Source organism: Paenibacillus litoralis (assembly GCF_046244365.1).
Lineage (GTDB): Bacteria > Bacillota > Bacilli > Paenibacillales > NBRC-103111 > Paenibacillus_V.
Genome location: NZ_CP176395.1, coordinates 977480 through 1000378, shown reverse-complemented (window position 1 = coordinate 1000378; position 22899 = coordinate 977480). Strand labels below are relative to the sequence as shown.

25 protein-coding genes are annotated in these 22899 nt (G+C 55.3%); 8 read left to right on the top strand and 17 right to left on the bottom strand.

Annotation, left to right across the window (positions count from 1 at the left end; translation table 11 throughout):
* Positions 1-131: 131 nt before the first annotated feature.
* The 7 genes from ACKGJP_RS04235 to ACKGJP_RS04205 form a co-directional block, all read right to left on the bottom strand.
* On the bottom strand, positions 132-452 hold the full coding sequence (locus ACKGJP_RS04235) for a cupin domain-containing protein (protein WP_409347066.1): 321 nt from the start codon (positions 450-452) through the stop codon (positions 132-134).
* A 77-nt stretch (positions 453-529) separates the two neighbouring features.
* Complete coding sequence (locus ACKGJP_RS04230; protein WP_409344445.1) at positions 530-1636, bottom strand: sensor histidine kinase; 1107 nt, start codon at positions 1634-1636, stop codon at positions 530-532.
* Positions 1626-2324, bottom strand: coding sequence for a response regulator transcription factor (locus ACKGJP_RS04225; protein ID WP_409344444.1), 699 nt, complete (start codon positions 2322-2324; stop codon positions 1626-1628). Before ACKGJP_RS04225 ends, ACKGJP_RS04230 begins: the two co-directional genes overlap by 11 nt.
* 136 nt (positions 2325-2460) lie before the next feature.
* Positions 2461-3744: an MFS transporter gene (locus ACKGJP_RS04220; protein ID WP_409344443.1), complete on the bottom strand. Its 1284-nt coding sequence runs from the start codon at positions 3742-3744 to the stop codon at positions 2461-2463.
* Positions 3741-4232 (bottom strand): MarR family winged helix-turn-helix transcriptional regulator, encoded by a 492-nt coding sequence (locus tag ACKGJP_RS04215; protein ID WP_409344442.1) that lies wholly within the window; start codon positions 4230-4232, stop codon positions 3741-3743. The genes ACKGJP_RS04220 and ACKGJP_RS04215 overlap by 4 nt, the downstream gene beginning before the upstream one ends.
* Positions 4233-4695: 463 nt before the next feature.
* The gene (locus ACKGJP_RS04210) at positions 4696-5658 is read right to left on the bottom strand and encodes a phytanoyl-CoA dioxygenase family protein (RefSeq protein WP_409344441.1); all 963 of its coding nucleotides are present in this window, start codon (positions 5656-5658) and stop codon (positions 4696-4698) included.
* 92 nt (positions 5659-5750) lie between these two features.
* Positions 5751-6656 carry a LysR family transcriptional regulator gene (locus tag ACKGJP_RS04205; protein ID WP_409344440.1) on the bottom strand — a complete coding sequence of 302 codons (906 nt, stop codon included), beginning with the start codon at positions 6654-6656 and terminating at the stop codon, positions 5751-5753.
* 134 nt (positions 6657-6790) lie between these two features.
* On the opposite strand from ACKGJP_RS04205, the gene ACKGJP_RS04200 reads away from it, so the two are divergent.
* The 3 genes from ACKGJP_RS04200 to ACKGJP_RS04190 all read left to right on the top strand — a co-directional run bounded on the left by ACKGJP_RS04200 (position 6791) and on the right by ACKGJP_RS04190 (position 9424).
* Positions 6791-7702 carry an NADP-dependent oxidoreductase gene (locus ACKGJP_RS04200; RefSeq protein ID WP_409344439.1) on the top strand — a complete coding sequence of 304 codons (912 nt, stop codon included), beginning with the start codon at positions 6791-6793 and terminating at the stop codon, positions 7700-7702.
* A 187-nt stretch (positions 7703-7889) separates the two neighbouring features.
* Positions 7890-8750 carry an AraC family transcriptional regulator gene (locus tag ACKGJP_RS04195; protein WP_409344438.1) on the top strand — a complete coding sequence of 287 codons (861 nt, stop codon included), beginning with the start codon at positions 7890-7892 and terminating at the stop codon, positions 8748-8750.
* Between the two features lie 119 nt (positions 8751-8869).
* The gene (locus ACKGJP_RS04190) at positions 8870-9424 is read left to right on the top strand and encodes a GNAT family N-acetyltransferase (protein WP_409344437.1); all 555 of its coding nucleotides are present in this window, start codon (positions 8870-8872) and stop codon (positions 9422-9424) included.
* 19 nt (positions 9425-9443) lie between these two features.
* Here the strand turns inward: ACKGJP_RS04190 and ACKGJP_RS04185 are convergent, their stop codons facing one another.
* Positions 9444-9965, bottom strand: a complete 522-nt coding sequence (locus ACKGJP_RS04185) for a hypothetical protein (protein WP_409344436.1) — start codon at positions 9963-9965, stop codon at positions 9444-9446.
* 80 nt (positions 9966-10045) lie between these two features.
* Between ACKGJP_RS04185 and ACKGJP_RS04180 the strand changes: the two genes are divergently transcribed.
* Positions 10046-10612: a DUF4269 domain-containing protein gene (locus tag ACKGJP_RS04180; RefSeq protein WP_409344435.1), complete on the top strand. Its 567-nt coding sequence runs from the start codon at positions 10046-10048 to the stop codon at positions 10610-10612.
* A complete protein-coding gene (locus ACKGJP_RS04175) occupies positions 10609-11163 on the top strand; it encodes a nucleotidyltransferase family protein (RefSeq protein ID WP_409344434.1) in 555 nt (184 codons plus the stop codon). The genes ACKGJP_RS04180 and ACKGJP_RS04175 overlap by 4 nt, the downstream gene beginning before the upstream one ends.
* Before the next feature lie 56 nt (positions 11164-11219).
* Here the strand turns inward: ACKGJP_RS04175 and ACKGJP_RS04170 are convergent, their stop codons facing one another.
* Together ACKGJP_RS04170 and ACKGJP_RS04165 are read right to left on the bottom strand one after the other, a co-directional pair.
* Positions 11220-12929 (bottom strand): DUF1835 domain-containing protein, encoded by a 1710-nt coding sequence (locus ACKGJP_RS04170; protein WP_409344433.1) that lies wholly within the window; start codon positions 12927-12929, stop codon positions 11220-11222.
* Positions 12930-13073: 144 nt separating this feature from the next.
* A complete protein-coding gene (locus tag ACKGJP_RS04165; RefSeq protein WP_409344432.1) occupies positions 13074-13382 on the bottom strand; it encodes a hypothetical protein in 309 nt (102 codons plus the stop codon).
* A gap of 264 nt (positions 13383-13646) precedes the next feature.
* On the opposite strand from ACKGJP_RS04165, the gene ACKGJP_RS04160 reads away from it, so the two are divergent.
* Positions 13647-14078, top strand: a complete 432-nt coding sequence (locus ACKGJP_RS04160; RefSeq protein ID WP_409344431.1) for a GNAT family N-acetyltransferase — start codon at positions 13647-13649, stop codon at positions 14076-14078.
* A gap of 198 nt (positions 14079-14276) precedes the next feature.
* On the opposite strand, the gene ACKGJP_RS04155 is transcribed toward ACKGJP_RS04160, so the two are convergent.
* Entirely contained in the window at positions 14277-15209 is a 933-nt protein-coding gene (locus ACKGJP_RS04155; RefSeq protein WP_409344430.1) for an SPFH domain-containing protein, read from the bottom strand.
* Positions 15209-15643: an NfeD family protein gene (locus ACKGJP_RS04150; protein ID WP_409344429.1), complete on the bottom strand. Its 435-nt coding sequence runs from the start codon at positions 15641-15643 to the stop codon at positions 15209-15211. The genes ACKGJP_RS04155 and ACKGJP_RS04150 overlap by 1 nt, the downstream gene beginning before the upstream one ends.
* Before the next feature lie 215 nt (positions 15644-15858).
* On the opposite strand from ACKGJP_RS04150, the gene ACKGJP_RS04145 reads away from it, so the two are divergent.
* Positions 15859-16410 (top strand): histidine phosphatase family protein, encoded by a 552-nt coding sequence (locus ACKGJP_RS04145; RefSeq protein ID WP_409344428.1) that lies wholly within the window; start codon positions 15859-15861, stop codon positions 16408-16410.
* A gap of 44 nt (positions 16411-16454) precedes the next feature.
* On the opposite strand, the gene ACKGJP_RS04140 is transcribed toward ACKGJP_RS04145, so the two are convergent.
* The 5 genes from ACKGJP_RS04140 to ACKGJP_RS04120 all read right to left on the bottom strand — a co-directional run bounded on the left by ACKGJP_RS04140 (position 16455) and on the right by ACKGJP_RS04120 (position 21373).
* Positions 16455-18464 (bottom strand): ATP-binding protein, encoded by a 2010-nt coding sequence (locus ACKGJP_RS04140; protein WP_409344427.1) that lies wholly within the window; start codon positions 18462-18464, stop codon positions 16455-16457.
* 359 nt (positions 18465-18823) lie between these two features.
* A complete protein-coding gene (locus ACKGJP_RS04135; protein WP_409344426.1) occupies positions 18824-19174 on the bottom strand; it encodes a thioredoxin family protein in 351 nt (116 codons plus the stop codon).
* Positions 19161-19547 (bottom strand): MerR family transcriptional regulator, encoded by a 387-nt coding sequence (locus tag ACKGJP_RS04130; protein WP_409344425.1) that lies wholly within the window; start codon positions 19545-19547, stop codon positions 19161-19163. Before ACKGJP_RS04130 ends, ACKGJP_RS04135 begins: the two co-directional genes overlap by 14 nt.
* 203 nt (positions 19548-19750) lie before the next feature.
* Positions 19751-20350 carry a YdcF family protein gene (locus tag ACKGJP_RS04125; RefSeq protein ID WP_409344424.1) on the bottom strand — a complete coding sequence of 200 codons (600 nt, stop codon included), beginning with the start codon at positions 20348-20350 and terminating at the stop codon, positions 19751-19753.
* 33 nt (positions 20351-20383) lie between these two features.
* Positions 20384-21373 (bottom strand): phosphotransferase, encoded by a 990-nt coding sequence (locus ACKGJP_RS04120; RefSeq protein ID WP_409344423.1) that lies wholly within the window; start codon positions 21371-21373, stop codon positions 20384-20386.
* A 337-nt stretch (positions 21374-21710) separates the two neighbouring features.
* Between ACKGJP_RS04120 and ACKGJP_RS04115 the strand changes: the two genes are divergently transcribed.
* On the top strand, positions 21711-22748 hold the full coding sequence (locus ACKGJP_RS04115; protein ID WP_409344422.1) for an alpha/beta hydrolase: 1038 nt from the start codon (positions 21711-21713) through the stop codon (positions 22746-22748).
* Positions 22749-22899 lie beyond the last annotated feature (151 nt).

Here is a 22899-nt window from a genome sequence, read left to right as displayed (position 1 = left end):
ACATCAGAGTTAGCGGATTGGGGAGTCGTTATTTCGGCAGTTCAGCGCAGTTAGTAAGGGTTCGTAAAACTCGCTTCCATACCGCAAAAAAGCCGGCGTGAATATTCGTTCACCCGGCTTTTTCCGATTCCTTAGCGTTGTCCCAGCAAATCTTCCCGCAGCGGCGTAAAGGCATCCAGCAGCGCGCCCGGCTCGAGCGCCTTGCAGCCATGCTTGGCGTCGCTTGGAATATAAATCGTTCCTCCAGCCTTCAGCGAATGGACGACGCCGTCGATCGTGAATTCGAAGCTGCCCTTCAAGCAGTACGTCATCTGCTCATGCGGATGACTGTGCACATATCCTTGCGCGCCCTCCTCGAAATGAACCTCCATCATCATGATCCCTTTGCCCGCGTCCAAAATGCAGCGCCTCACGCCGGGCTCGGCGTTCTCCCAAAGCCCGATTTTGCCCATTGTCATCCGTTCTCCTCTCGGTCTCTTTTCTTGTAAACCTGCCGCTACCATTCGGCAAACATCGTGCGGCCATGCGGCTATCTGCGCAGGCCTAGCGGCAGCCGCACCTCGAAGCTGGTCCGGCATCGGTCGCTTTGCACCGTAATGACGCCGCCATGCAGCTCGACGATCGTTTTGGCGATGGCAAGGCCGAGTCCCGAACCGCCCGTATGCTCGGCCCGCGATTTCTCCACCCGGTAAAACCGGTCGAACAAATGAGGAATATCGCTTTCCGGTATCGGCTCGCCGTAGTTGACAACCTCGACGATGGCCGCCGAAGCCTCCGTTCGCACGTGAACGTCGACGGTCTTGCCCTGATTCCCGTAATGAATCGCATTGACGAGCAGATTTTCGAATACGCGCACCAGCTTGTCGCCGTCTGCGGGAACGATCACCTTCGTCTCCGGAACGTGCAGCAGCGCCTCCAGCCCCGCTTCCTGCAGGGGATGACGGTATTGAACCGTCAACTGGCCAAGCATTTCGGCGAGGTTGATCGCCGAGCGGTTCAGCTTGATGCCGCCGCCGCTGGCGCGCGTATACTCGAACAGGTCGTTGACGAGCACCGTCAGCCTCTGGGATTTCTCATAAGCGATTTGCACATAGTGCCGGAGCTCTACTTCATCGCGGTAGCGGTCCTGCTCGATCAAGCCCAAATAGCCGGTCAGCGAAGTCAGCGGCGTCCGCAGATCATGCGATACGTTCGTGATCAGCTCGGCCTTGGTCCGCTCCGCGCGCCGCTCCTCTTCGAGCGAGGTCTTGAGCTGCATCGTCATCCGGTTAATATTTTCGGCGAGCTCCCCGAGCTCGTCCTTCGAGTTGACCGGCACGCGCCTGTCGAAGCGGCCGTCCGCGATTTGCTGCACCGCTTCGGTAATTTTGACCAGATACCGGATCATCCGCTGGGTGAGAATCAGCATATAGACGATAAAGAAGAAGAACGCCGTCAGCGCCAGCAGCAGAAATACCGAAAAATCGTATGTCTGTGTCAGCGTCCGTACGATATCGGTAAAAGGGAACAGCCCGATTCGCGAAGCGATCTGCAGGGCCGGAATGAGCAGAAGCGTTGTGCCGATCGCCAGAACGGCGCTCATCAGCACGATCGATAGTATTTTCCAGCGGATGCTGTAGAACAGTTTACGGAACAAGCTTATATCCGACTCCCCATACGGTATGGATCAGCTTGACGCCGCCCGTCTCCTTCTCCAGCTTGTCGCGGAGGTTGCTGATGTGGACCATGACCGTGTTATTGGATTGGTAATACTTCTCTTTCCAGATGCGCTCGTAGAGCTCCTCCGCGCTGAATACCCGGTTCGGGTTACTGGCCAGCAGGTGAAGAATGCCGAATTCGAGCGAAGTCAGGTTTACCGGCCTTCCCTCTACCGTGACGGTATGCGTTGCCTTGTTGATCTGCACGGTATGAATATCGATCGTATCACTTCCGCCCGGCTGCGTCAGCTGCGCATTCAGCCCGTACGTCCTCCGCAGCAGCGATTTGACCCTCGCCAGCAGCTCGAGAGGATTGAACGGCTTGACCAAATAATCGTCCGCCCCGGTCACGAGTCCGAGAATTTTATCTCCGTCTTCCGCCTTCGCGCTCAGCATCAGAATCGGGATCGCCTGCTCGCGGCGCAGCTCCCGGCACACCTCAAGCCCGTCCATGCCAGGCATCATGATGTCAAGAATGACGAGATGAAACGATTTATCGGCCAGCAGTCGCAGCGCTTCGTGCCCGTCATGCGCTTTCGTCACTTCATAGCCTTCGTTATGCAAATAAATTTCGACCAGATTGGCGATCGACTTGTCGTCGTCGACAATCAAAATATGCTTATTCATAGTCCGCAGCAAGTCCTTTCCGCAAAATCACTCCCATTTTACCATAAAACGGGGGAGGAAAAGAATGTGCCTGGCTCTTGGATATATAACGAAGCCGGGGCAACGGATGTTGCAAATACGCGAAAACCGCCTTCGCTCAGGCGGTTTTCGTTTGCTGTGCGTCGGCCGGCTCGCCGCTCTTCACGGTCTCCGGGCGTTTGCGGAACAGCCAAATGACGGTCAAACATAAAATCAGACATAACGCCCCGCACATCATGAAGCCGCCGTTCGCGCCGAAATGATCCGCCGCGTAGCCGGCCAGCAGGCTTCCTACCGGCGTAGAGCCCGCGAACACGAGCGAGTAAATGCTCATGACCCTGGCGCGGTATTCGTCCTTCGCATGCATCTGAAGCGTCGAATTGCTGTTCGTCGCGAACAGAATCGTCGAGACGCCGGTCAAAGCCAGAAACAGTCCGGTTAACCACGGCAGCCGCGTAAGTCCGATCACGATCAAGAAGACGGACAAGGCAAGTGAGCTGAATAGGATCAGCTTGCGCCGCGGACCCTTTTTGCTCAGAAAGGACATCGTCAGCGCTCCGGCGAACGAGCCGACACCGAGGCAGGACATCAGCACGCCGTACGTCTGCTCCTTCATCTGAAGCACTTCCTTCGTAAAGACGGGAATCAGCACGCTGAAATTGTAAGCGAGCGTCCCTACGACGGCCACCAGCAGCAGCGTTTGGGAGAGCAGCTTGTCGCCGGCGATATAGGATATGCCGTCTTTGATTTCCTTGAAGACGCCCGCGCCCTTCTTGGCTTCGCGCACATAAGGAACGGTCTTGATCCGCGTAAGCCCATAGATGACGGCGATAAAGCTCAGCCCGTTCAGCAGGAAGCACCAGCCCGTGCCGAGCAGCGCCATCATTGCCGCACCGATCGACGGACCGAGAATGCGCGCCAGGTTAAAGGTCGTGGAATTGAGCGCAATCGCGTTCATCAAGTCGTCCTTGCCGACGATTTCGATATTGAACGACTGCCGCGTAGGCATATCGAACGTGTTGGTCAAGCCGAGCAGCAGGGCGAGCGCCACGACATGGCCGTACCGGATCGTATCGGTGAACACCAATAAAGCCATCGTTAGCGCCAGACACATGGAAACGGACTGCGTGACGATCAAAATATGTTTTTTGGGAAATTTATCGATGACGACGCCGGCGAACAAGGACAGGCAGGTAACCGGAATAAATTGAACGGCTCCGATCAGGCCGAGCAGGAACGGCGAACCCGTTAAAGTGAGAACGAGCCAGGCCTGCCCGATATTTTGCATCCAGGTGCCGATTAGTGATACGCATTGCCCGAGCCAGAAGTATCGGTAATTCCGGTGCGTCAGCGCGTGAAAGTTGTTGTCGATCAGCCGCTGTCCGGCGAGCTTGAGGTTCATGGCCGCTTCCCCTCCCTGCCCGCAACGTCTTCCTCTTCCCGCTGGGAAGGCGCCTCCTTCATGTACCGCGCGGCGTTGTCGCCCATTCTCTCGAGCAGCGTCAGCGCCTGCTCCTTCTCGGTTTCCGTAAAACCTTCCGTCAGCAAGCTGCGCCAATCGGTCAGAACGCCCCGCACCTCGTCCTTGATCTCGAGCGCTGCGGCTGTCAGGAAGACCCGGTTAAACCGCTTGTCGTCCTCCCGCGCCTGCCGGGTGACGTAGCCCTGCTCTTCCAGCTTCTTGAGCGCTTTGGCCGTCGTTCCTTTATCGATTCGTAAATAGTCGGCGATTTCATCCTGGCTTAAGCCGTCTTCCCGGTATAACGCGTTCAGAAACATGAACTGTCCCTTGCCGACCTCATGGTGCTTCAGCCGGTTGCCGATATAGGTCTGGCCGGTCCGGTACAGCAGCGAAATCCATCTAGGAATCGTATATTTGTGTTCGGGCATGTTCGAAAAGCCACCCTTCCGCTGATTTTTCGTAGACGCGCACAGCCCCCAGTGTGCGGCTGCGCCGCATAACTGCGGGCGAACCACGACACGGCTTTGGCGTCTTTCGAATGCTCGGCTTCGTGCCGAAAGATCGCGCAAAGGCATACGTTCTACCTTTTCTGTGCATCATTCATGTAATTAGTTGCACTTGCTACTATTTACAGTATAGGAGTGATCAGTTGCATTTGCAACTAATATAACGGCCTTTTTTTTCAATTTGGCGTTCTCCTTTCTTGAAAGCAAAAAAGACAACCCTAGATTTATGAAGTCTAGGACTGCCTTCCCTTAGGGGCACGATTTCTTCTACAGTCGAATAGGGCATGATAACGCCTCAGAAATCCGCTATTCCGGTACAACCACCAGCATCTAAAAAGCGCTGTACATCCCTTCACCGGATAAGCCAATCCGTGCTTCCTGCTTATTATTCCGCCGGATGCTCCGGCCGGTTGTTTAGCCAGTCTTCCAGCGTCGCGACCCGCTCCGGGTGCTTGCGGCTGCGGCCAAGGAAGCCTGCGCCGTGCTGCGGCATCGGGTCCTGATCCGTCGGCTGGTAGCGCAGATCGACGCTCCAGCGCACCGAGTTCGACAAGTTCGGGGTCGACATATGGAGCACTCTGTCGTTGAACAAAATAGCCGACCCGGCGCTGACCGGCAGCACGACCGTCTTCCGTTTGCCGAGCTGCTCCTCGTGCAAGGCGGTATAGCCGGTGCCGGTCTCCGTTTCATGATGCCAGTCAAGCAGCTTCTTCTTATGCGTCCGCGGCTTGATATGGAGGCAGCCGTTTTCCAGCGTCGCATCGACGAGCGGAATCCAGACGGTGATGACCGGGTTGGCATTCGCGTCCGGCCAATACGACTTGTCCTGATGCCAGGGCACCGCTCCCGCTGCTACGCGCGGTACTTTAGGCCGTACATTGTAAACCGGGTTTACGAATATTTCGGGACCGATCAGCGATTCCACCGCATCCAAAATTTTCGAATTGGCCTGAAGATCGTAATAGCCGGGAAGCCGGTCGCGCCAGCTGCGGCCGTATTTCAGAAAGTGCCGGTCGGTCAGCCCCTCGAACAGCTCGGCAAGCCGGTTCGGAAACGGGCGATGCTCCAGCTTATCCGCAATCAGCCCGTCTGCAAACAGCTCATCCGCAATCATCGACACTTTGTCCGTCATCGCCTGCTTCACGGCAGCCATGTCTGCTTCCGTCAGCAAATCCGCAAGCACCAAATACCCTTCTCGGTCGTAATGCGCCAGCTGTTCGCTCGATAAACTCCCTGTATTTATCCGATAGTCCGGCTCCTGCCTCGGGTTAAGGCTCGCTTTCCCCCGTCTGCCCCTCGCTTGCCCCTCCACAACCGCTTCCTTCGGACTGTCTGCCTGGTTTGCCATTCCGGCTTCTCCTCCTCGATCGATCGGATACGTTGACTTCATGCTCCGATTGTATCAAGCCGCCGTCATCCTGTATTGAGAGGTCATTCCGTTTATTTGTCTTTTATTCCGGAGACTTCAGAAGAGATGGGGTCCGCGTAATACGCTGCGACAAAATCGCGGAACGCGCGGGCCGCCTTCGATAAATAATGGTTTTCGTGCCAGGCCAGCCGGAAGGTGCGCCGGCATACGGGGTTTTCGATATGCAGCATGGGGAGATACGCGCGGTCGTCCTTCTTGCAGGCTCCCACAATAGCGACGCCAAGACCGGCGCGAACGAGGCTGCCTACCGCGGCAGGCTCGTCGACTTCGCACACGATAGTAGGGGAGATTCCCGCCTCCCGGCAAATCGCATCGTTCAGACTCTGAAAAAAGCATCCCGCCTTGTAGCCGACGAACGGCTCCTCGGCGACTTCGCGAAGGCTGATGCTGCGGCGTTCCGCAAACCGGTGGCCGGGCGGCACGGCCAAATAAATCTCTTCTTGGAGCACGGGCATCTCCCGGATTCCGGGCCGTTCGATGGGCATTGCGGTAAAGCAGAAGTCGATCTCGCCGCTGCCTGCCAGCTGCGCGAGCCCTTCCATGGAAGCCTGCGTAATGCGAAAATTGACCTCCGGATGCAAAACGCGAAAAGCGCTCAACGGCTCGGATAACCGGTTCAAGGTAGAGGTCGCCAAGGAAACGCGTCCTTTCTCCAAGCCTGCGAGATCGGCCGCTTCCCTACGCCCCTCCTCAAGCGCCGTCAGAGCGACTTCCGTCTTCTCCAAAAACGCTTTGCCGATTGCGTTAAGGCGGATTTGCCGTCCCTGCCGGTCGAACAGCGAAACGCCCAAATCTTCCTCCAGACGGGCGATCGTCTTGCTGAGGGCCGGCTGCGCAATGCGGAGCTCCTCCGCCGCTTTGGTCATATGTTCCAGTCTGGCGACCGTACGAAAATAGTGCAGCTGCAGCAGTTCCATGCGCCCTCCCCGTTCATTCATATACTGAAAGGCATATATACGATCTATTAAGATATATTTTTATTTATGACACATCCATTATAGAATGAAGCATGCAAACGAACAAATCACTCCCAAACAAGGTGGGATTATCGATGAAAGCAATAGGGTTTCACTCTTTCGGTTCGCCTGACGTTCTGCAAGTCATGACGTTCGAGGACCCTCAGGCAGGGCCCGGTCAAGTTCGCGTCCGCGTCAAAGCCGCCGGCGTCCAGCCGGCCGACTTGGCTGTTCGCACCGGTTGGACGCCTCCCGGCGCAACCGTGCAGTTTCCGCAAATCGTTGGCAATGAATTCGCAGGAATAGTGGATCAGATCGGAGAGGGGGTAACCGGCTTCTCGATCGGCAGCAAGGTCATCGGCTTCAGGATGCTCGAATGCTATGCCGAATATGTCGTGGCCGACGCCGAGCAGATCGTGTCCAAGCCGGCCGGCATGCCTTGGGAGGCCGCAGGCGTAATGTCGGCTTCCGGACAAACGGCCCATACCGCATTGCGCACGCTGGGCATTGGCCATGGCGATACCGTTCTGATTCACGCCGCCGCCGGCGGAGTCGGCACCTTCGCCGTCCAGTTGGCTCTAGCTTGGGGAGCTACGGTGATCGGAACGGCCAGCGAACGGAACCATGAATACCTCCGTTCGCTCGGGGCTATCCCCGTTGCCTACGGAGAAGGCCTTGTCGACAGAGTGCGCGCCCTCGCGCCTGACGGCGTGAGCGCCGCATTCGACGCCGTCGGCGGCGAAGCCGTGCATGCTTCGGTCGAACTGGTGAGCGACCGGAACCGTATCGGCACGATCGCCGCCTTCGAACTAGCGGAGCAGATGGGCATTCGCGGCATTCGCAGCCAGCGGTCGGCCGCTCGGCTAGCCGAGCTTGCCGAACTGTACGGGCAAGGGAAGCTCCGCGTCCACATCTGGAAGTCGTTCCCGCTCGAACAGGCCGCCAACGCTCACCGCGAGGTCGCTACCGGACACGTGCGCGGGAAGGTCGTGCTGACCGTCGATTAGCCGTTCCATCGCGAGGCGACGACAAGGCGCCCAAGTCATCTTGCGATGCCCTGCCATTGCTGCAGCAAAGGACCCTTCGGGGTCCTTTTTTCGTTATATGCCCTCTTCATGTTCGCGCTATGCCGTGCGGCATAATTTTAGTAAAATCAGAAGCAACAGAACCCGGTACAAAGGAGAATGCAAGGCGATGCTGCTTAGCGAGATCAAACCGGCAATCCGCAACGCCCACCCGTACCGTTTCCACGGTACATTTCACGAAACGTACCGCTACGGCTACCGTTATGCGCTCCATTTGTTCATTGAGGGCAAAGGCGCCGTCACGATCCGGAACAAGCGTTATCCGGCGGAGAAGAACGATCTGCTCCTGATTCCGCCCGGCGTACCTCATACCTTCATCAACGACGAAGCCGCTCCGATGCTCTCTTATAACGTTTACTTCGATCTGTGGGAGCCGAGGGCCGCGGAGGACAGGCATTTCGCTTATGCTTACGAGACCTTCGAGTCTCAGGCGATGAGCGGTATCGAGCCGTGCGCGGAGCTGGAGGCCCTCCCGGAGCATATGAGTCTGCAGCCGTTCCCGAGACTCTCGGACGACCTGCTTCACTTGTCCAGGCTGTTCGAGCAGGAGCCGATGCCTTACCGGCAGCAAACGGCGAACGCCTTGCTGTACGGCTGGCTGCTGCAGCTTCACCGGATCGCGGCGGCACCCAAGGGAAACGCCGATTACCGGATTCGGCGTATCGTCGAGCATGCGGCGGAAAGCCCCGGGCAGCTGCCCGATTACGACGCGTGGCTGCGGGAGAGCGGCTTGCAAAAATCGCAGTTCCACACGCTTTTCAAACAGACGACGGGCATGTCTCCCCAGCAGTACATCGTGAAGCTGAAGCTGGAGAAGGCAAAGGTGATGCTGCTGGAAAGCAACCGCTCCGTCACCTCGATCGCCGAGCAGCTGGACTATCCGTCGATCCATTATTTTTCCAGACAGTTCTCGGCGCAGTACGGGCTGTCTCCCTCGGAATACCGCAAGCGGCGCTACATGGGGGACTAGGACTAAGGCTGCTCTGTAAAAGGGGCGCTGTAGGTTACGGACACCCTCTACTTGACAAGAAAAAACGATTATAGGCGAAGTTTCGTTTCAGGGAGGGACGGTTGGCGGCGTAAACTGGAATGAGCGGTCCGTTGGCGGCAAGCATTCCGTCCGCCTTACTAATCGTTCGAAGGAGAATGACCTTGTTTAAAGAGATTTCCGAGTCGGCGTTTGCCCCCTTTTTCGGTTTAATGGCCGAAATCGAGCATACGAAGCTGAATATCGCCAACCCGAATCATGCCGAATGGCTGCAGCGCAAAATAAGGCTGCACTACTTGCGGGGCGTGAAATTTTTTGCTTACTATATCGATGGCGAACGGCCGGCCGGCTTAGTCGCCGTGCTGCACGAAGAGGCGCCGGAAGGAATTCCCGCGCTGGGCATGAGAGCCGAGGTGCTCGATATCGGCGTTTATCCGGAATACCGGAGGCAAGGCTACGGATCGGTGCTGCTGCAGTACGCGGAAAACTATCTTAGAGACAAAGGCGTATACTGCATGTTCATGATGGCCTACGCGGAGGACTACGACGTAATAGCCTTTTACGGCAAAAACGGGTTTGTTCCCGTCGCAACGCTGCCGGATACTTACGGTCCGCAGTGGGAGGGGAACGTCTTCCTCCGTAAGCTGCTGAAATAGAGCCTGCGATGAGATCCGCTCATTCCATATCGGCGGAATCGAGCCGAATCATCGCTACTTTGCCCTCCAAAAGCCAAAACTCCAGCGTTTGTCCCGCCGTTTTATCGACGTAACCGATGACGGAAGCGCCCTGCTCGCTGCGTTTGTAATACCCTTTCCCATAAGCGGCTATGACGTCCTCCCGCTTGCTGCCGATCCCGATGCCTTTGGCCGTTCGGTTCTCGCGCGCGGCGGCGATGCGGACTATGCCCTCGCTTCCCCGTCCGGTGGCAATCGTAAGGCCGTTAGCGCCGTTGTAATAGTCGTAGTCGTCATGACCTTGCTGCAGGAGAAGCGCAGGGGTAATCGTCCTTACGCTCTGGAGCAGGACAAGCCCGCCGATCCGCTCGCCGGTTAGCGCCGTGTCGGCGGCTTTGTTGTAAAGATTTTGCCGCGGCCCGATTTCCAAATAAATCGAGTGCGCTTCGTGTACGAAAATAGCGATTACCGCGGCGAATAGGACGCCGAGCATCCCTTTGAACATCTGTCTTTTTTGAGCCAACCCAGCCGCTCCCCCTTACTTGTTACCATTATAAGCGCAAGCGTTTCGGCAGAAAAGAGAACACGAACGGAGGAAGCCCTATGGAGCCGGATTGGTCGGACATTACCTATCTGCTTGCAGGAAACGAGCGGCAGAAGAATGCCTACGACGTGCTGGAAAGCCTAGCTCTATTGCGTCAGTTGAGCGCGTTCACCCCGCTTCTCGCCGGTACGGTGCCGCTCGATATCGACGTGCCCGGAAGCGATCTCGATATCGTCTGCGAGGTGCGCGACTTCGACGCTTTCGAGCGCCTTGTCCGCAGCCTGTACGGCCATCTGGACGGCTTCGCCTGCGTGCGGCGCACCGTAGACGGGATCCCGCGCGTGAAAATCAACTTTACCGCCGGCGAATGGCCCATCGAGCTGTTCGGGCAGCCGGTTCCGGTAACCGGGCAGAACGGTTTTCGGCACATGGTCGTCGAACACCGCCTGCTGCAGGAGCACGGGGAGGCGCTCAAAAGCGCCGTTCGCGTACTGAAGACGGGAGGCGTCAAAACCGAGCCCGCCTTCGCCCGGGCGTTGGGGCTGACCGGCGACCCCTATCTGACGCTGCTGGCGCTATATGCCGACAATGAAACGAACGATCCGACAAGGAGGAATGCCGAGTGACCCGTTACACCGATACCTTTCTGGAGCTTATACGAAGCAATGCCGAGATGATGAACGAGCTTCGCATGCTGCGGCAGCTGAATCTGCCGGACTGGTACGCAGCCGCAGGCTACGTGCGAAACTACCTGTGGGATCGTCTACATGGTTACGAGCACCGTACGCCGCTCAACGATATCGACATCATCTATTACGACGCGGACGAGACTGACGAACGGCTGGAGAAGCAATACGAGGAACGGCTGGCGCGGCAGACGGGCACCGCTGTCTGGTCCGTCAAAAATCAGGCGAGAATGCATATCCGCAACGGCGACGCCCCTTACCGCTCGGTGGAAGACGCCATCAGCCATTGGCCGGAAACGGTTACGGCCATCGCCGTCCGCCTCGAAGAGGACGACCGGATTTCCTTCCTTAGCCCGTATGGACTTGAAGACATTTTCGAGCTGCGGGTCAGGAAAAGCCCCTTGTTCAAAGACCCCGCCTACTACGAAGCTAGAGCAGCCGGCAAAAACTGGCGGACGCTGTGGCCGAAGCTCGAGATTTGGCCGGGCTGATTGCGACGGGTTTACGCAAAAAAAACGGCCGTCCGCTAGGGACGACCGGCTTTTGCCTATTTGCGGATAGCCTCCAAGGCTTGGATAATGGCCTCTCTGACATGCGGTGCAAGGATTTGTTGGCCTTCGCTGTTTAAGTGAACGCCGTCGTTCTTATCCGTAAACGTCTGAAAATAACGGTCGTCATCCCACCCGGCCGCTTCGCCGGTAATCGTGTTCACGTCGACCAAGCCCGTGCTTTTCTCACGGCTTAGCCTTTTGACGATCTCGCAGTACGCGAGCAACCGGCTCTGGCTGACGTCCGTTCCCGCTACGTTGACATGCGTTGACGCAAATGGAGGCGTCATCAAAATGACGGCTCGGTTTGCAGGACGGACGCCGTCTTCTCCTTCTACCGATAGAATCCGGTCGATTATTTGACGCAGGTTCCTCTCGTAGCTTTCCTCCGATACCGCCGGAGCGTCCGTTCCTTTGTAAATCGCATGATCGTTCGTACCGAGCATGATCGTGACGACCGAAGGGTTCAGCCGGAGACATTTGCTGTCCAGATCGGCCAGCACATTCGCCGTGTTCCAGCCGGGCACGCCGCTGTTGGTCATCTCCGCGAAGCCGAGCTCCGCTCCGTTCTCCTGCAGCCGTTCAAAGTACGTCTTGACGCCCGGGCGAAAAGCGGTAATCGAATCGCCCAATGCCACATAGTTCATCGTTCTCGCCTGCTTCCAATAAAATTTGCGCCGTACGCTATAATATCTCATCGCTCGCGGTACTCCCTTGATTTCCAAGCGGCCACTATAGATGAGGTGTCTCAGCCGATATTCCAAATAGCTATCGCCGATATATTGCTCGCAATATCCGAGCGCTTCGCCAATTACCCTGGCCGCCTTAATAAAATCGTCGTTATGCAGCTTCTCTACCGTTTCCAGCAGATAGGAATCGAAATAATGTTCATCGACGTTCCGTATCCGTTCTCCCGTCCATATACGGAGCACCTCATGGTGTTCGGCAAGGGATAGCCATTCCTGCTCGAGCAGCTGTCTTGTTTCGTGTGCGAGAGGTCCGCCTTCTTGGATTTCCCCAAAAACAGCCTGCAGCTTTTCTGGGTGGATTTCTCCGGCATGTAAATAGTCGATTGAACGTTCGACCGTGTTGAACCTTCTTTGACAAGCCTCCGCCGCATCAAAAACAACGATGTCATTCCGACGGTTCCTTAGCAAATAAACGGCATACCGCAACCCGACTTGTTCGTGGGCGTTATGACCGCTCCATATCACGACGGACGCTTCAGCGGGAATTTTCGCAAATTGCTCTGATATTTTATGATAATAGGCTTCATCATCACGATCACGATCACCATCCTCGCAGCCATCGTTAATATTGTCTCTGAACCACCGGCTTCTTTCTAAACGCCCGGCTTCCTCATGAAGCCGCCACAGCGGACCGATTGAAAATAGATCGCGGAAGCAAATCACTTTGTTCGTATCCGCACATCCCTGCTGCTTTATGGCTAATTTCAAGCTTCCGGCAATGGAATCTCCGAACACGATATGCACCGTAGAGGCGGCAGCGTTCGGCTCCCCGTCCTCCATTCGATTTTTGAGGCCGAGAAGCTCGTTGTAAAGCTCCTTCACCTTTTCATATAGACCGGCTTTCGCCTCGTCATTCGGTTCGTCCAAGTCCATTTGCAGCATGATCAGCATGAGGAGCTGCTTCGCTTCCCGCGAGGAGAGTCCGTCGATTGCTTTCCGTATTTCGAATAGTCTGTTCATTAGCCCTAGCCAGCCTCTCCTACGAGCATACGGTACAAATTTTGGTTTCCAATACTATAACGAATTATGGAAGAGCTTGGTTGCAGGACCTAAAAAAAGAGGGGCTGCCGCCGGGCAAGCTCCCCCTCAATCGTGTGCCGCTAGCTATCCTTCCAGCACATCCGCACCCAATTCGCCCGCAACCTCGATCATCTTGGGGATCACCGCTTCATTGGCGCCGGATACGTATATATCTCCCTGATAATGCCGGAATGGAATCTTCGCATCGCCGCAGCTCCACATGAAAAAATCTCCCTCAATGGACATGCTGGTAGCGCCTGTCACCGTAAACACCGATGTATAGGCAAAATCGGGCTTGGTCGCAAAATACCGTTTGCATTCTTCCAAAGATATGATTTGCGCCGAATTTTCATTTTCCTGAAGCGCTCTTGTAATTCGATAGCGTTGACTCATGGAAATGCCTCCATTGTTCAAAAGCGGCCGGCTTGAATCGGCTGCTTTTTGTTATGTTAGTTGTATTTTGTGGCATACTCCGCAAAAACGCAATAGCACGCTCGGAGCCCGCTAAGTTGAATCCATCCTGCCCAAAGATTTCGATCCGCTCGCTTGCTGCGGCTTTCATCGAACGGCAGCAGAGGTTTCGTCCGCCCCGAAAAGCATGTATACTAAGCGGAAAGCATGTACCGATTTGACCATAACGGAAACGGAGAGTTACCTATGTTGATCGATTTAAAAGCAAGGCTGGAAGAACCCGCGGTGCAGGAGCTGCTGGGTCTTGCCATATTCCCGGATCCCGAGAAGGTGCAAAAAGCCGTGGATACCTACAAGCATGAGGATCGCGCTCACCTCACAGGCTACGAAAACGAGGGCGCGCTCGTCGGCCTGGCCGGATTCCGTTTGGATGAAGCCGGTGTCATGGAAATCAAGCATATCGCGGTCGTTCCGGAGGAACGCGGAAAAGGCTACGGCAGAGGAATCGTGCTCGAGCTTCTGTTTCAGCACAATCCGGCCAAGATCATAGCGGAAACCGACGAGGAAGCTGTCGATTTCTACCGCAGCATCGGATTTATGATCGAGAGCCTCGGCGAAAAGTATCCCGGCGTAGAACGCTTCGCATGCACGTACATAACGGAGCCGGACGAAGATTAAACGTTTCTCGTAACGATCCCTTTTCCGCCAAAATTGCTGCAAAAATTACAACATTGCATTTGTTCAGCCCCCCTCTAACGTCTAAATGTTGTATGATCTGCAGCATGCTTGAGGACACCGGTTCTGCTCCGTCATGAGAAAGAGAACCTTCCTTGCATGCCAAAAAACGGCGAACCGTCAGCGGTCCGCCGTTTGCTATTATTCCTTTTTGTCCGTCTTGAGCATTTCCCCGATCGCGCCGATGCTGCCGAGCGTCTCCAGCGCTTTGGTCGGCAGGAACACCTTGTTCGCGGGCCCGTTCGAAATATCGGTCAGCGCCTCCAGCGAGCGGTACGTCAGCACCTTGTCGTCCAGTCCGGCGCTGCGAATCAGCTCGATACGCGTTTTCTCGGCTTCGGCAACCGCTTGGATCGCCTTCGCCTGCCCCAATGCCTCGAGCTCCTGCGCTTGACGAAGACCTTCGGCTTCGCGAATTCTCGCTTCCTTGTCACCCTCCGCCTTCAAAATCTTGCTTTGCTTGTCGCCCTCCGCGCGCAAGATCATATCCTGCTTGGCCGCTTCCGCCTCAAGCACAATCGCGCGTTTGCTGCGCTCGGCTTTCATCTGCTTATCCATCGCTTCCTGAATGTCGAGCGGCGGCTTGATGTCGATGACCTCGACGCGTTCGATGCGCACGCCCCATTTTTCCGTCGCCTCGTCCAGCGCTATACGGATGTCCGTCGATATTTTTTCCCGGCCGGAAAGCGTTTCGTCAAGCTCCATCTTCCCGATAATTTGCCGCATCGTCGCCGTGCTGATGTTGCGAACCCCGTACACGTAATCGGTAATGCCGTACGTCGCTTGCTCGGGCCCGGTAACCTGATAAAAAATGATCGTGTCGATCTGCACCTGCACGTTGTCCTTCGTGATAACCGTTTGCGGCGGCACGTTCGCCTGCTGGATGCGCAGATCGTGGTACGTGCGGACCTGATCGATAATCGGAATGAGAATATTGATGCCCGGCGTCAGCAGCCGGTTAAAGCGGCCCAGCCGTTCCACCACTCCTACGCGCTGCTGCGGCACGATTTTAACCGTTAGCGCGACAATAACGACGACAATGACCAGAATGACAATCGTAACCGCGATACCCATTACGAAATCCCTCCCCATTTATGTACTTCCAGTACCGCGCTTCCCCGGCTGACGATAATAACGGTGTCGCCTTTGTTCAGCGTTTCGTTCGAAACGGCGCTCCACATGTCGCCCCCGACCTTCACGATGCCCTGCTTCCCGTGCCCGATGTCTTCGATCACGATGCCCTGCTTGCCGATCAGGTCGTCCACTGCGTCCTTGTAGCCTCTCGACGCGCGGAACCGCCGGGTAAGCGGCTTCGTGAATACCGTCAGCACTAATGCGGCGGCACAACCGGCCAGTACTTGAAGCACGAAGGAGTCGGGCGCCGCCAGAGCCACGACTGCCGCGATTACGGCGCCTATGCCCAGCCAGAGCAGATAGAACGTCAGCGTCATCATTTCCACTACCAATAGAACACCCGCAATAATTAGCCAGATCGCCCATAATGCCATGCAGACACCTGCCTTTCTTCTCTATTTGTATTCGGTGCTGCCAGACAAATTCCCTTTTTTCGCCTTTCGGAGCGGAGCTGAGCGTCCCGGCTGCCCTCCCCTCCAGCGTCCCGGCGTATACGGAATCGTGCAGGCAACATTTTTTTCTCCAGCCAAAGTACGCCGCAACATGTAGTATGATGATCATGAGTAACTAGGAAAAGGAGAGAAGAAGCGTGACCTCCAAACAACTTTATCTTGTCAGGCATTGCAAAGCGGAGGGCCAGGAGCCGGGGGCCAAGCTGACGGCCGAAGGATTGCGGCAGGCGCAGGAGCTTGCCGCCTTTTTCGCGGAAATCCGGGTCGGCGCCGTTATCGCCAGCCCTTTTACGAGAGCCGTTCAAACGGCTGAACCGCTGTGCCTGCAGCGCGAGCTCGTTTGCGAGCGGGATGACAGGCTGCAGGAAAGAGTGCTGAGCACCGCCGATTACCCGGACTGGATGGAGAAGCTCAAGCAAACGTACTTGGATCCCGATTTGGCCTTCGAGGGCGGAGAGTCTTCGCGGGATGCCGCAGAACGGGGTGCGGGAGCCATTAAGGACGCTTTGGCGCGGGAAGAGGGCGATATCGTGCTGGTCACGCATGGAGCCTTACTGTCGTTAATGATTAACCGCTTTAACCCCGGTTTCGGTTTTGAAGAGTGGAAGCGGCTCAGCAATCCCGATGTGTACCGCCTTACGTTCGGCGGCGGTACATGCGACGTACGAAGATTATGGGCGCAGCCTTAAACGCGCCGTAGCGTAAGAGCCGGCCCGAGCGGCGCCGGCAGACGCTATGACCGCGTCGATTCGCCTCGGCCGCGCATAGCGCCGGTTGCGGGGAGCGTAAAGCGGAACGTGCTGCCTTCCCCTTCGGCGCTTTCCGCCCAGATGGCGCCGCCGTGCATCTCGACGATTTCTTTGCAGATGGCCAGTCCCAGTCCGCTGCCTTCTTGCTCGCGGGCCGGAACCCGTCTCTTATGGCCGTTCCGTTCGAACAAATGCGGCAGCTCCTCCTCGCCGATCCCGAACCCGGTATCCTTCACCTGGAATAAGAAACCGCCGCGATCGTCCTCCCTCCAGGAGAGCGTTATGCTGCCGCCGGAGGGCGTAAACTTTTGCGCATTGCCGATTAAATTCGCGAACACCCGCTCGATCCGGTCCGGATCCATCCTTACGGCCTCATGCCGAGCTGCAGCCGGCTGCTCCAGCAGCAGCAGCAGGCCGGAACGGCTTACCTCCCACTCGTAGCGCTCGCGAATGTCCTGCATATAAGAAGACGCCTGCACCGTATGCAGGTCCAGCGTCAGCAGGCGAGACTCCAGCTGCGACAGGTCGTATAAATCTTCCAGCATCCGGTTGATCCGGACGGCTTTGTTATGAATCAGCTTCAGGTAGCTGTCGTTCCTTTCCGGGTATACCCCGTCCTGTATGGCCTCCGCGTAGCCGATGACGATCCCGACCGGGGTGCGCAGGTCGTGAGTCACATACGCCAGCAGCCTGCGGCGGGCCTCTTCCGCTCGGCGCTGCTCTTCGAACGACCGGCTTAAGTGGTCGTGCGCTTCGGAAATCTGCTGCGTGCGCTTTGCGACAACGCCTTCGAGATTTTTGTTCAAATGAGCCAATTGCTCGTTGGTCGTCTGCAATTCGCGGGAAAGCTGCTCCACTTCGCTGAAAGCCGCCGAGAACCGTGCGGACAGCAAGTACGCTTGGGCAAACGTAAACAGCAGCAGGCCGAGCGGAGACAGATTGCCGATAAGCAACTTTTCCCCATAGAAGAGATAGTCGTTAAGCGCTGTCAGAAAAGCGACAACCGATGCAACAAGGAGCAGAACGGAGCCCTCTCTTCTCCGCGCGACGGACGTTGCGATGATCGCCAACAATACGGCTAAGTGAACGAATGCAATCCACTGAAACCCGACAAGCGCTTGGGTATACACGCGTGCTGGCGTCGCCATAGTCAACAGGCTGAAAGCCCCCGTCGTGAGGCCTGAAATGCGGTAGACGAACGAGGGCGTTTCCTTCGGGTACATGCTGCGGATATACATGGTGAAAATGTATGTTCCCGCGAATTGCGCCAAATATTCCAGCTTCAGTTCCGCTTCCCACGGAAATGCCGGAAACAGCTTGGTCAGCATCACTTCTCCGACCAGCAGCGAACGCACCCCCCATATCAAGCAAAACAAGCCGAAATAGAACGGCGCCCGGTCCTTGGAACGGCGCGCAAACAAAAATAAGTGGTATACGCCGATCATGATCAGGCTGCCGGTCACGAACATGTCCAGCGCTATCTTCAAGCTCGCCTGATGAATCGTCCGGTCGGCCGTGTCCAAAGCCATGTATTTGGTTACGCCACCGCGCAGATGATGGAAGTTGGCCACTTGCAGAACAAGCTGAACGCTTGCTTTCTCCGGCTTGAACGTAACAACCCGGGTCGCGAGGCTGGGAACGGTCTTCTCCCGGCTGCTGCCGACCTGCCCGACCGATGCGATAAGCTCATCGCCGACCCACAGCTTATACGCATGAAAAATCGTCGGCAACTTCAAGGCAAGCTCCGAGTTGACGGCATTTCCGTCAATGGAGACCGTCAGCCGGAACGTCGCAAACCCTAAGCCCGGCAGCGGCTCGCCCTTTACCGGATAGCCGTTCCAGGAATGGGGAATGGAGATATAGCCGGTCATCTCGGGCTTGCGGCCCCCGGTGAAATCCGCCGGCTCCAGCAGCCTTTCCCAATAAAACTCCCAGTCTCCCGCCAGCTTGACATTCCCGTCTTCGGTAAATACCCATTCCGATAAGTCAAGCACGCCCTGTTCCGCCTTATGGGCCTGCTGTGCCGACGCGGAGGCTATCGGTCCTCCGCATCCCGTAACGAGCCAACAGACAATGAGCAGCAGCGCGTACCGAATCCACGGTCCGCATCCGGACTTTACGTAAACAGCGCAAGTTATCGGGGGATTCTTATTTGATTTGAAGGCAAATAGACAAGTAAAGCTGCTCACGGTCCTTTTCATATCTCTTATTATTCGACATGTATAGAGCACTTCCCTGCGGAACGATGTAAAGAAAACGAACAGATAACCCGTCCCCATGTGCTGACTGCAACGGGATGCCGATACAAAAAGAACCCCGCCGGCACCAAGCGCCGGCGGAGTTCCCGATTGTTTTATTGCGCCGCAGCCGGCGATTGGGGCAGCGGGCTCGCCAGCTTGGCGACCACGGCGGCGTATGCGGACTTCGTCCGTAGGCCGACCAGCTTCTCGACAGGCTCCCCGTCCTTGAAGACGATGACGGTAGGCATCGCCATCACCCCGAACCGGCCGGCCGAAACCGGCGATTCGTCGACGTTCACCTTCAGGATCGGTACGCTGCCGCCCAGCTCGCCGGACAGCTCTTCGAGGATCGGGAGCAGCACCTTGCACGGCGGGCACCACGGCGCTCCGAAGTCGACGACCGTCACCCCGCTGGATTGAATGCTCGCAGTAAAATCGTTATCCGTTACATCAATTACAGCCATTTTCGTTTCCCTCCGTTATATCCGGATTTTCGGCTTTAATCGCCTCAATCCGCTCTTCCAGATTGGATTTGATCGACGAGAGCAGCTGAATCTGGTTCTCGATTTCGGTCAGCTTTTGCGTGTAGACCGGCAGTATTTCCTGGCAGAACGCCTCTTTATTTTTCATGACGCAGTGCAGAAACCCGGCGATTTGCTCCGTCGTCAAGCCGAGGCTGAGGTACAGCCTGATCGACTGCACCTGCTCGGCGGCAAAAGGAGAATACTCCCGGTACCCGTTCGCCGTCCGCCAAGCCGTCAAAAGCCCTTGCTTCTCGTAATATCGCAGCGAGCGGACGCTGACGCCCGTCGCCTTGGACAATTCGCCGATTTTCAATGCCATTACTCCCCTGCAGGTGGATGTAGCTTTATTATAAACCGTGACACCAATGTCAGGGTCAAGCGGATTTTTTACGATTCGGCGGACTTACCGAAGACAGGCTGTAGACACAGCGGCAGCTCGGGACGCATATAAGTCCTTGGCTGCCGCTGCGTTGATTGCCGACATCCTGTTGTCATGATGCACTTGTTTTCGTTAGTTCAAACCATGTGTTCTTTCTGATTAACCCAGTTTGGGATATGCTGGCCAAAATATTTCGTGATTTTTTCAGCTTCAGTTAGAACGGTTTTAATACTAGTTTCATCAGAGTACCAGTTCTTTCTGCTTATACGAGATTCATCTTGCTTAACCTGAAAAGTTACACTCGGCGGGAAAACCGTTTGATAAGTCATCAGTGCTCTCCGTGAAAAATAAGATTTACACACAATAATGGCACGGTTTACTTCAATTTGCCGTTCATTGATAACATTCCATGAGTTCCTTGCATTATCAAATGTGTTTTTCGCCTGGTCTTCTTTAAGGATTCTATCTTCTGGGACCCCTAAGGAAATAGCAATGTCTTTTAAAAATGCCCACTCCGTTTTTTCGATTTTTGAATTATACCCGCCGGAAGGCAATAGGTATGGCGCTATACCCTTTATATATAATTCCGATGCAATCTTCATGGGCATTGTATGACTCCCGCCAGGGACAAGGATAATATCTGACGGAATGATTTCTTCATCCGGGACAAATACCAGATCCGTTAAGCAATCAAATGGATATTTCAACGATGCAGCTTTATTGTGGTAGCTACTCAAAACGATTCACCTCCTATAATCAACTTCCCCAAACTATTTTTTACAGATATGCTGAAGTCGATCGCCGTTTACGGTAAGCCACTTTTGCCATGCCAAGTAAAACGAATAGTAACGTACAATGAAATCGCTCTTCTGGTCGGCTGCAAATCTGTTAATATGAAACAAAGATACGGAAGCAAGTCTTAGCATAATTAATTGAGGGAGCAATTCGATCTCTGTGGGGTTAATAATTTCGTATTGTTTAAACCCGGAGATAAACTCATCCACTCTGGAGAACATATCTTCATCATCCAAGTCATTCATTCGCAGCAAAGATGTAAGACTGGTGGCTATTTCCAATGCTTTAATCGATACTGCGGCAAGTTCAAAATCGAGAATGCCGGTCACATCTTGTTTTGTGGGATGAAACAATACATTCAGTCTGATAAGGTCGCCATGAATGAGTTGATGGGGTAGTTGGGAGTAGCGTACAACCAAGCCGGATTGCCGTTCCATTTCATCCGTCAAAACTTTGGCATCCTCTTTTGAAAAATGAAAAGGTGTTTGGATAAGTCGATTGTACAAAGTATTTTGATCAACTATTTTTGATTGAAGAAAGGCTTTATAAAGGTTGTCGTTCGATTGAGTCAGTTCTTCTGGAGGAATGGATTTAAAAAACGAGAGGCTGTAACCGAGTGCTTTTCCAAACTCATGAATTTGCTCTCGTTTAAAAGGCTCCCCGGGAATATAGGGATACAAGGCTAGAAGAAGCCCGTTACTTTGCACGTAGGTTTTTCCCGTTTTTGTAGTCAAAAAATCGGGGGTCTCATACACGAACTTCCGTTCTCTAAGCTTAGAAATAACAGCGTGCTCCCCGATAACCTTCTCTATTTGCTTCTGACTGTAGATACGTAACACATATTGTTGGTTCTCCGCCCGAACATAGCGGGTAATATTGCTGGCCCCTTGTGGAGACTCAACGATTCGCACTTTGTTAAGCATGTAATTCGATTCTATAAGACTTACTACTGTGGCTACGTCCATTGAATCCCCTCCAGACTCGTGGCAGTTGGGAATATCACTTCTGATCCAGGTTCAAAAACTCGGTCGAGAACAAAGTCGATGATACGCCTATTTTGCGTCTCTTGCTCTTATAGTACGACCAAAGTGGTTACATATAAAATATGTAATTTCGAATAAATCGTTCTAGTAATGAGATTATTCAAGCGGTTATCATGCTGCTAATATTTAAACCAAAATCGGTTGTCTTCTACGTACACGGCTCCAACTTCGGTACATGCGGCAAAAAACAGTGGAGTTTGACCGGGCGCTTAGGTTTATAATGGGGAAAACAAGCTTGCTTGACGAGGGGAGAACGCCTATGTACACTTTGTCCGAATTGAACCAGACGGGGATGCCGCCGTTGTTGGACGGCATTTCATCGAGAGAGGACTGGGAACGCAAGCTGGCGGGCATCCGCCAAACATGGCTGGCCTACATCGGGGAGATTCCGCCGAGGGTTCCGCCGAATGTCCGCGTGCTGTCCGCGACGAAGCAGGACGGCCACATCCGTCAACATATCGAATACGACACCGTCTATGGCGATCGGGTCACCGCCTTTTTGCTCATCCCGTCGGCTAACGGCGAAATGCTGAACGGCACGACCCGCTATCCGGCCGTTCTCGCGTTACATCCGACCAACCGCACAGGCAAAGAAGACATTTCCACCTATCCCGGCAAAAAAGACCGCACCTATGCGATCGAGCTTGCGGAACGCGGGTATGTCGTGCTGGCTCCGGATGCGTTAACGGCCGGCGAACGCATTTATCCCGGCTTGGAGCCGTTCCAAAGCGGGCCGTTCTACGAGCAACACCCGGAGTGGACGACCATTGCCAAAAACATCACCGATCACATGCAGGGCGTCGACGTGCTCGCCGGCCTTGATTATGTAAACGCCGAGGCGATCGGCGCCATCGGTCATTCGTTCGGCTCTTATAACGCCTACTTCCTCGCCGGCTTCGATAAGCGCGTAAAGGCGGTCGCGGCAAGCTGCGGCGTCAGTCCGTTCACCCGGGATCCGAATCCGGGCCATTGGGGCGTCCGAGCCGACTGGTACACGCATATTCCTAAAATAACGCCGGGCCTGGAGCAAGACCGGGTGCCGTTCGAGTTCCACGAAATCATCGCGCTCTGCTGCCCGACGCCTTATTTCAATTATTCGGCCCAAGGCGACGCCATTTTCCCCCACTGGCAATCCGTCGGCGACGCCATGGTCGAGATCGCCTCTCTCTATGAGTGGCACGATGCCGGAGACCGGTTCGTCTCGATGCTCGGCTCGGGGCCGCATGACTTCCCGCCGCTCGTCCGTCAGATGGCCTACGCGTTCCTGGACCGCTGGCTGAGGGACGCCGCTATTTAGTTCCCCGCGTTTCCTCCCGCGGCCCCGAATCGGCTTCCGTACCGGATGCCGATTCGGGCTTTTGCCGTTTCCCCGGCTGTCATTTACGCACTTCACTCCAACTTCCGTACTTTGGACAGAAAAGTATTGAGCGCCTCTTCATCCGCCGCTT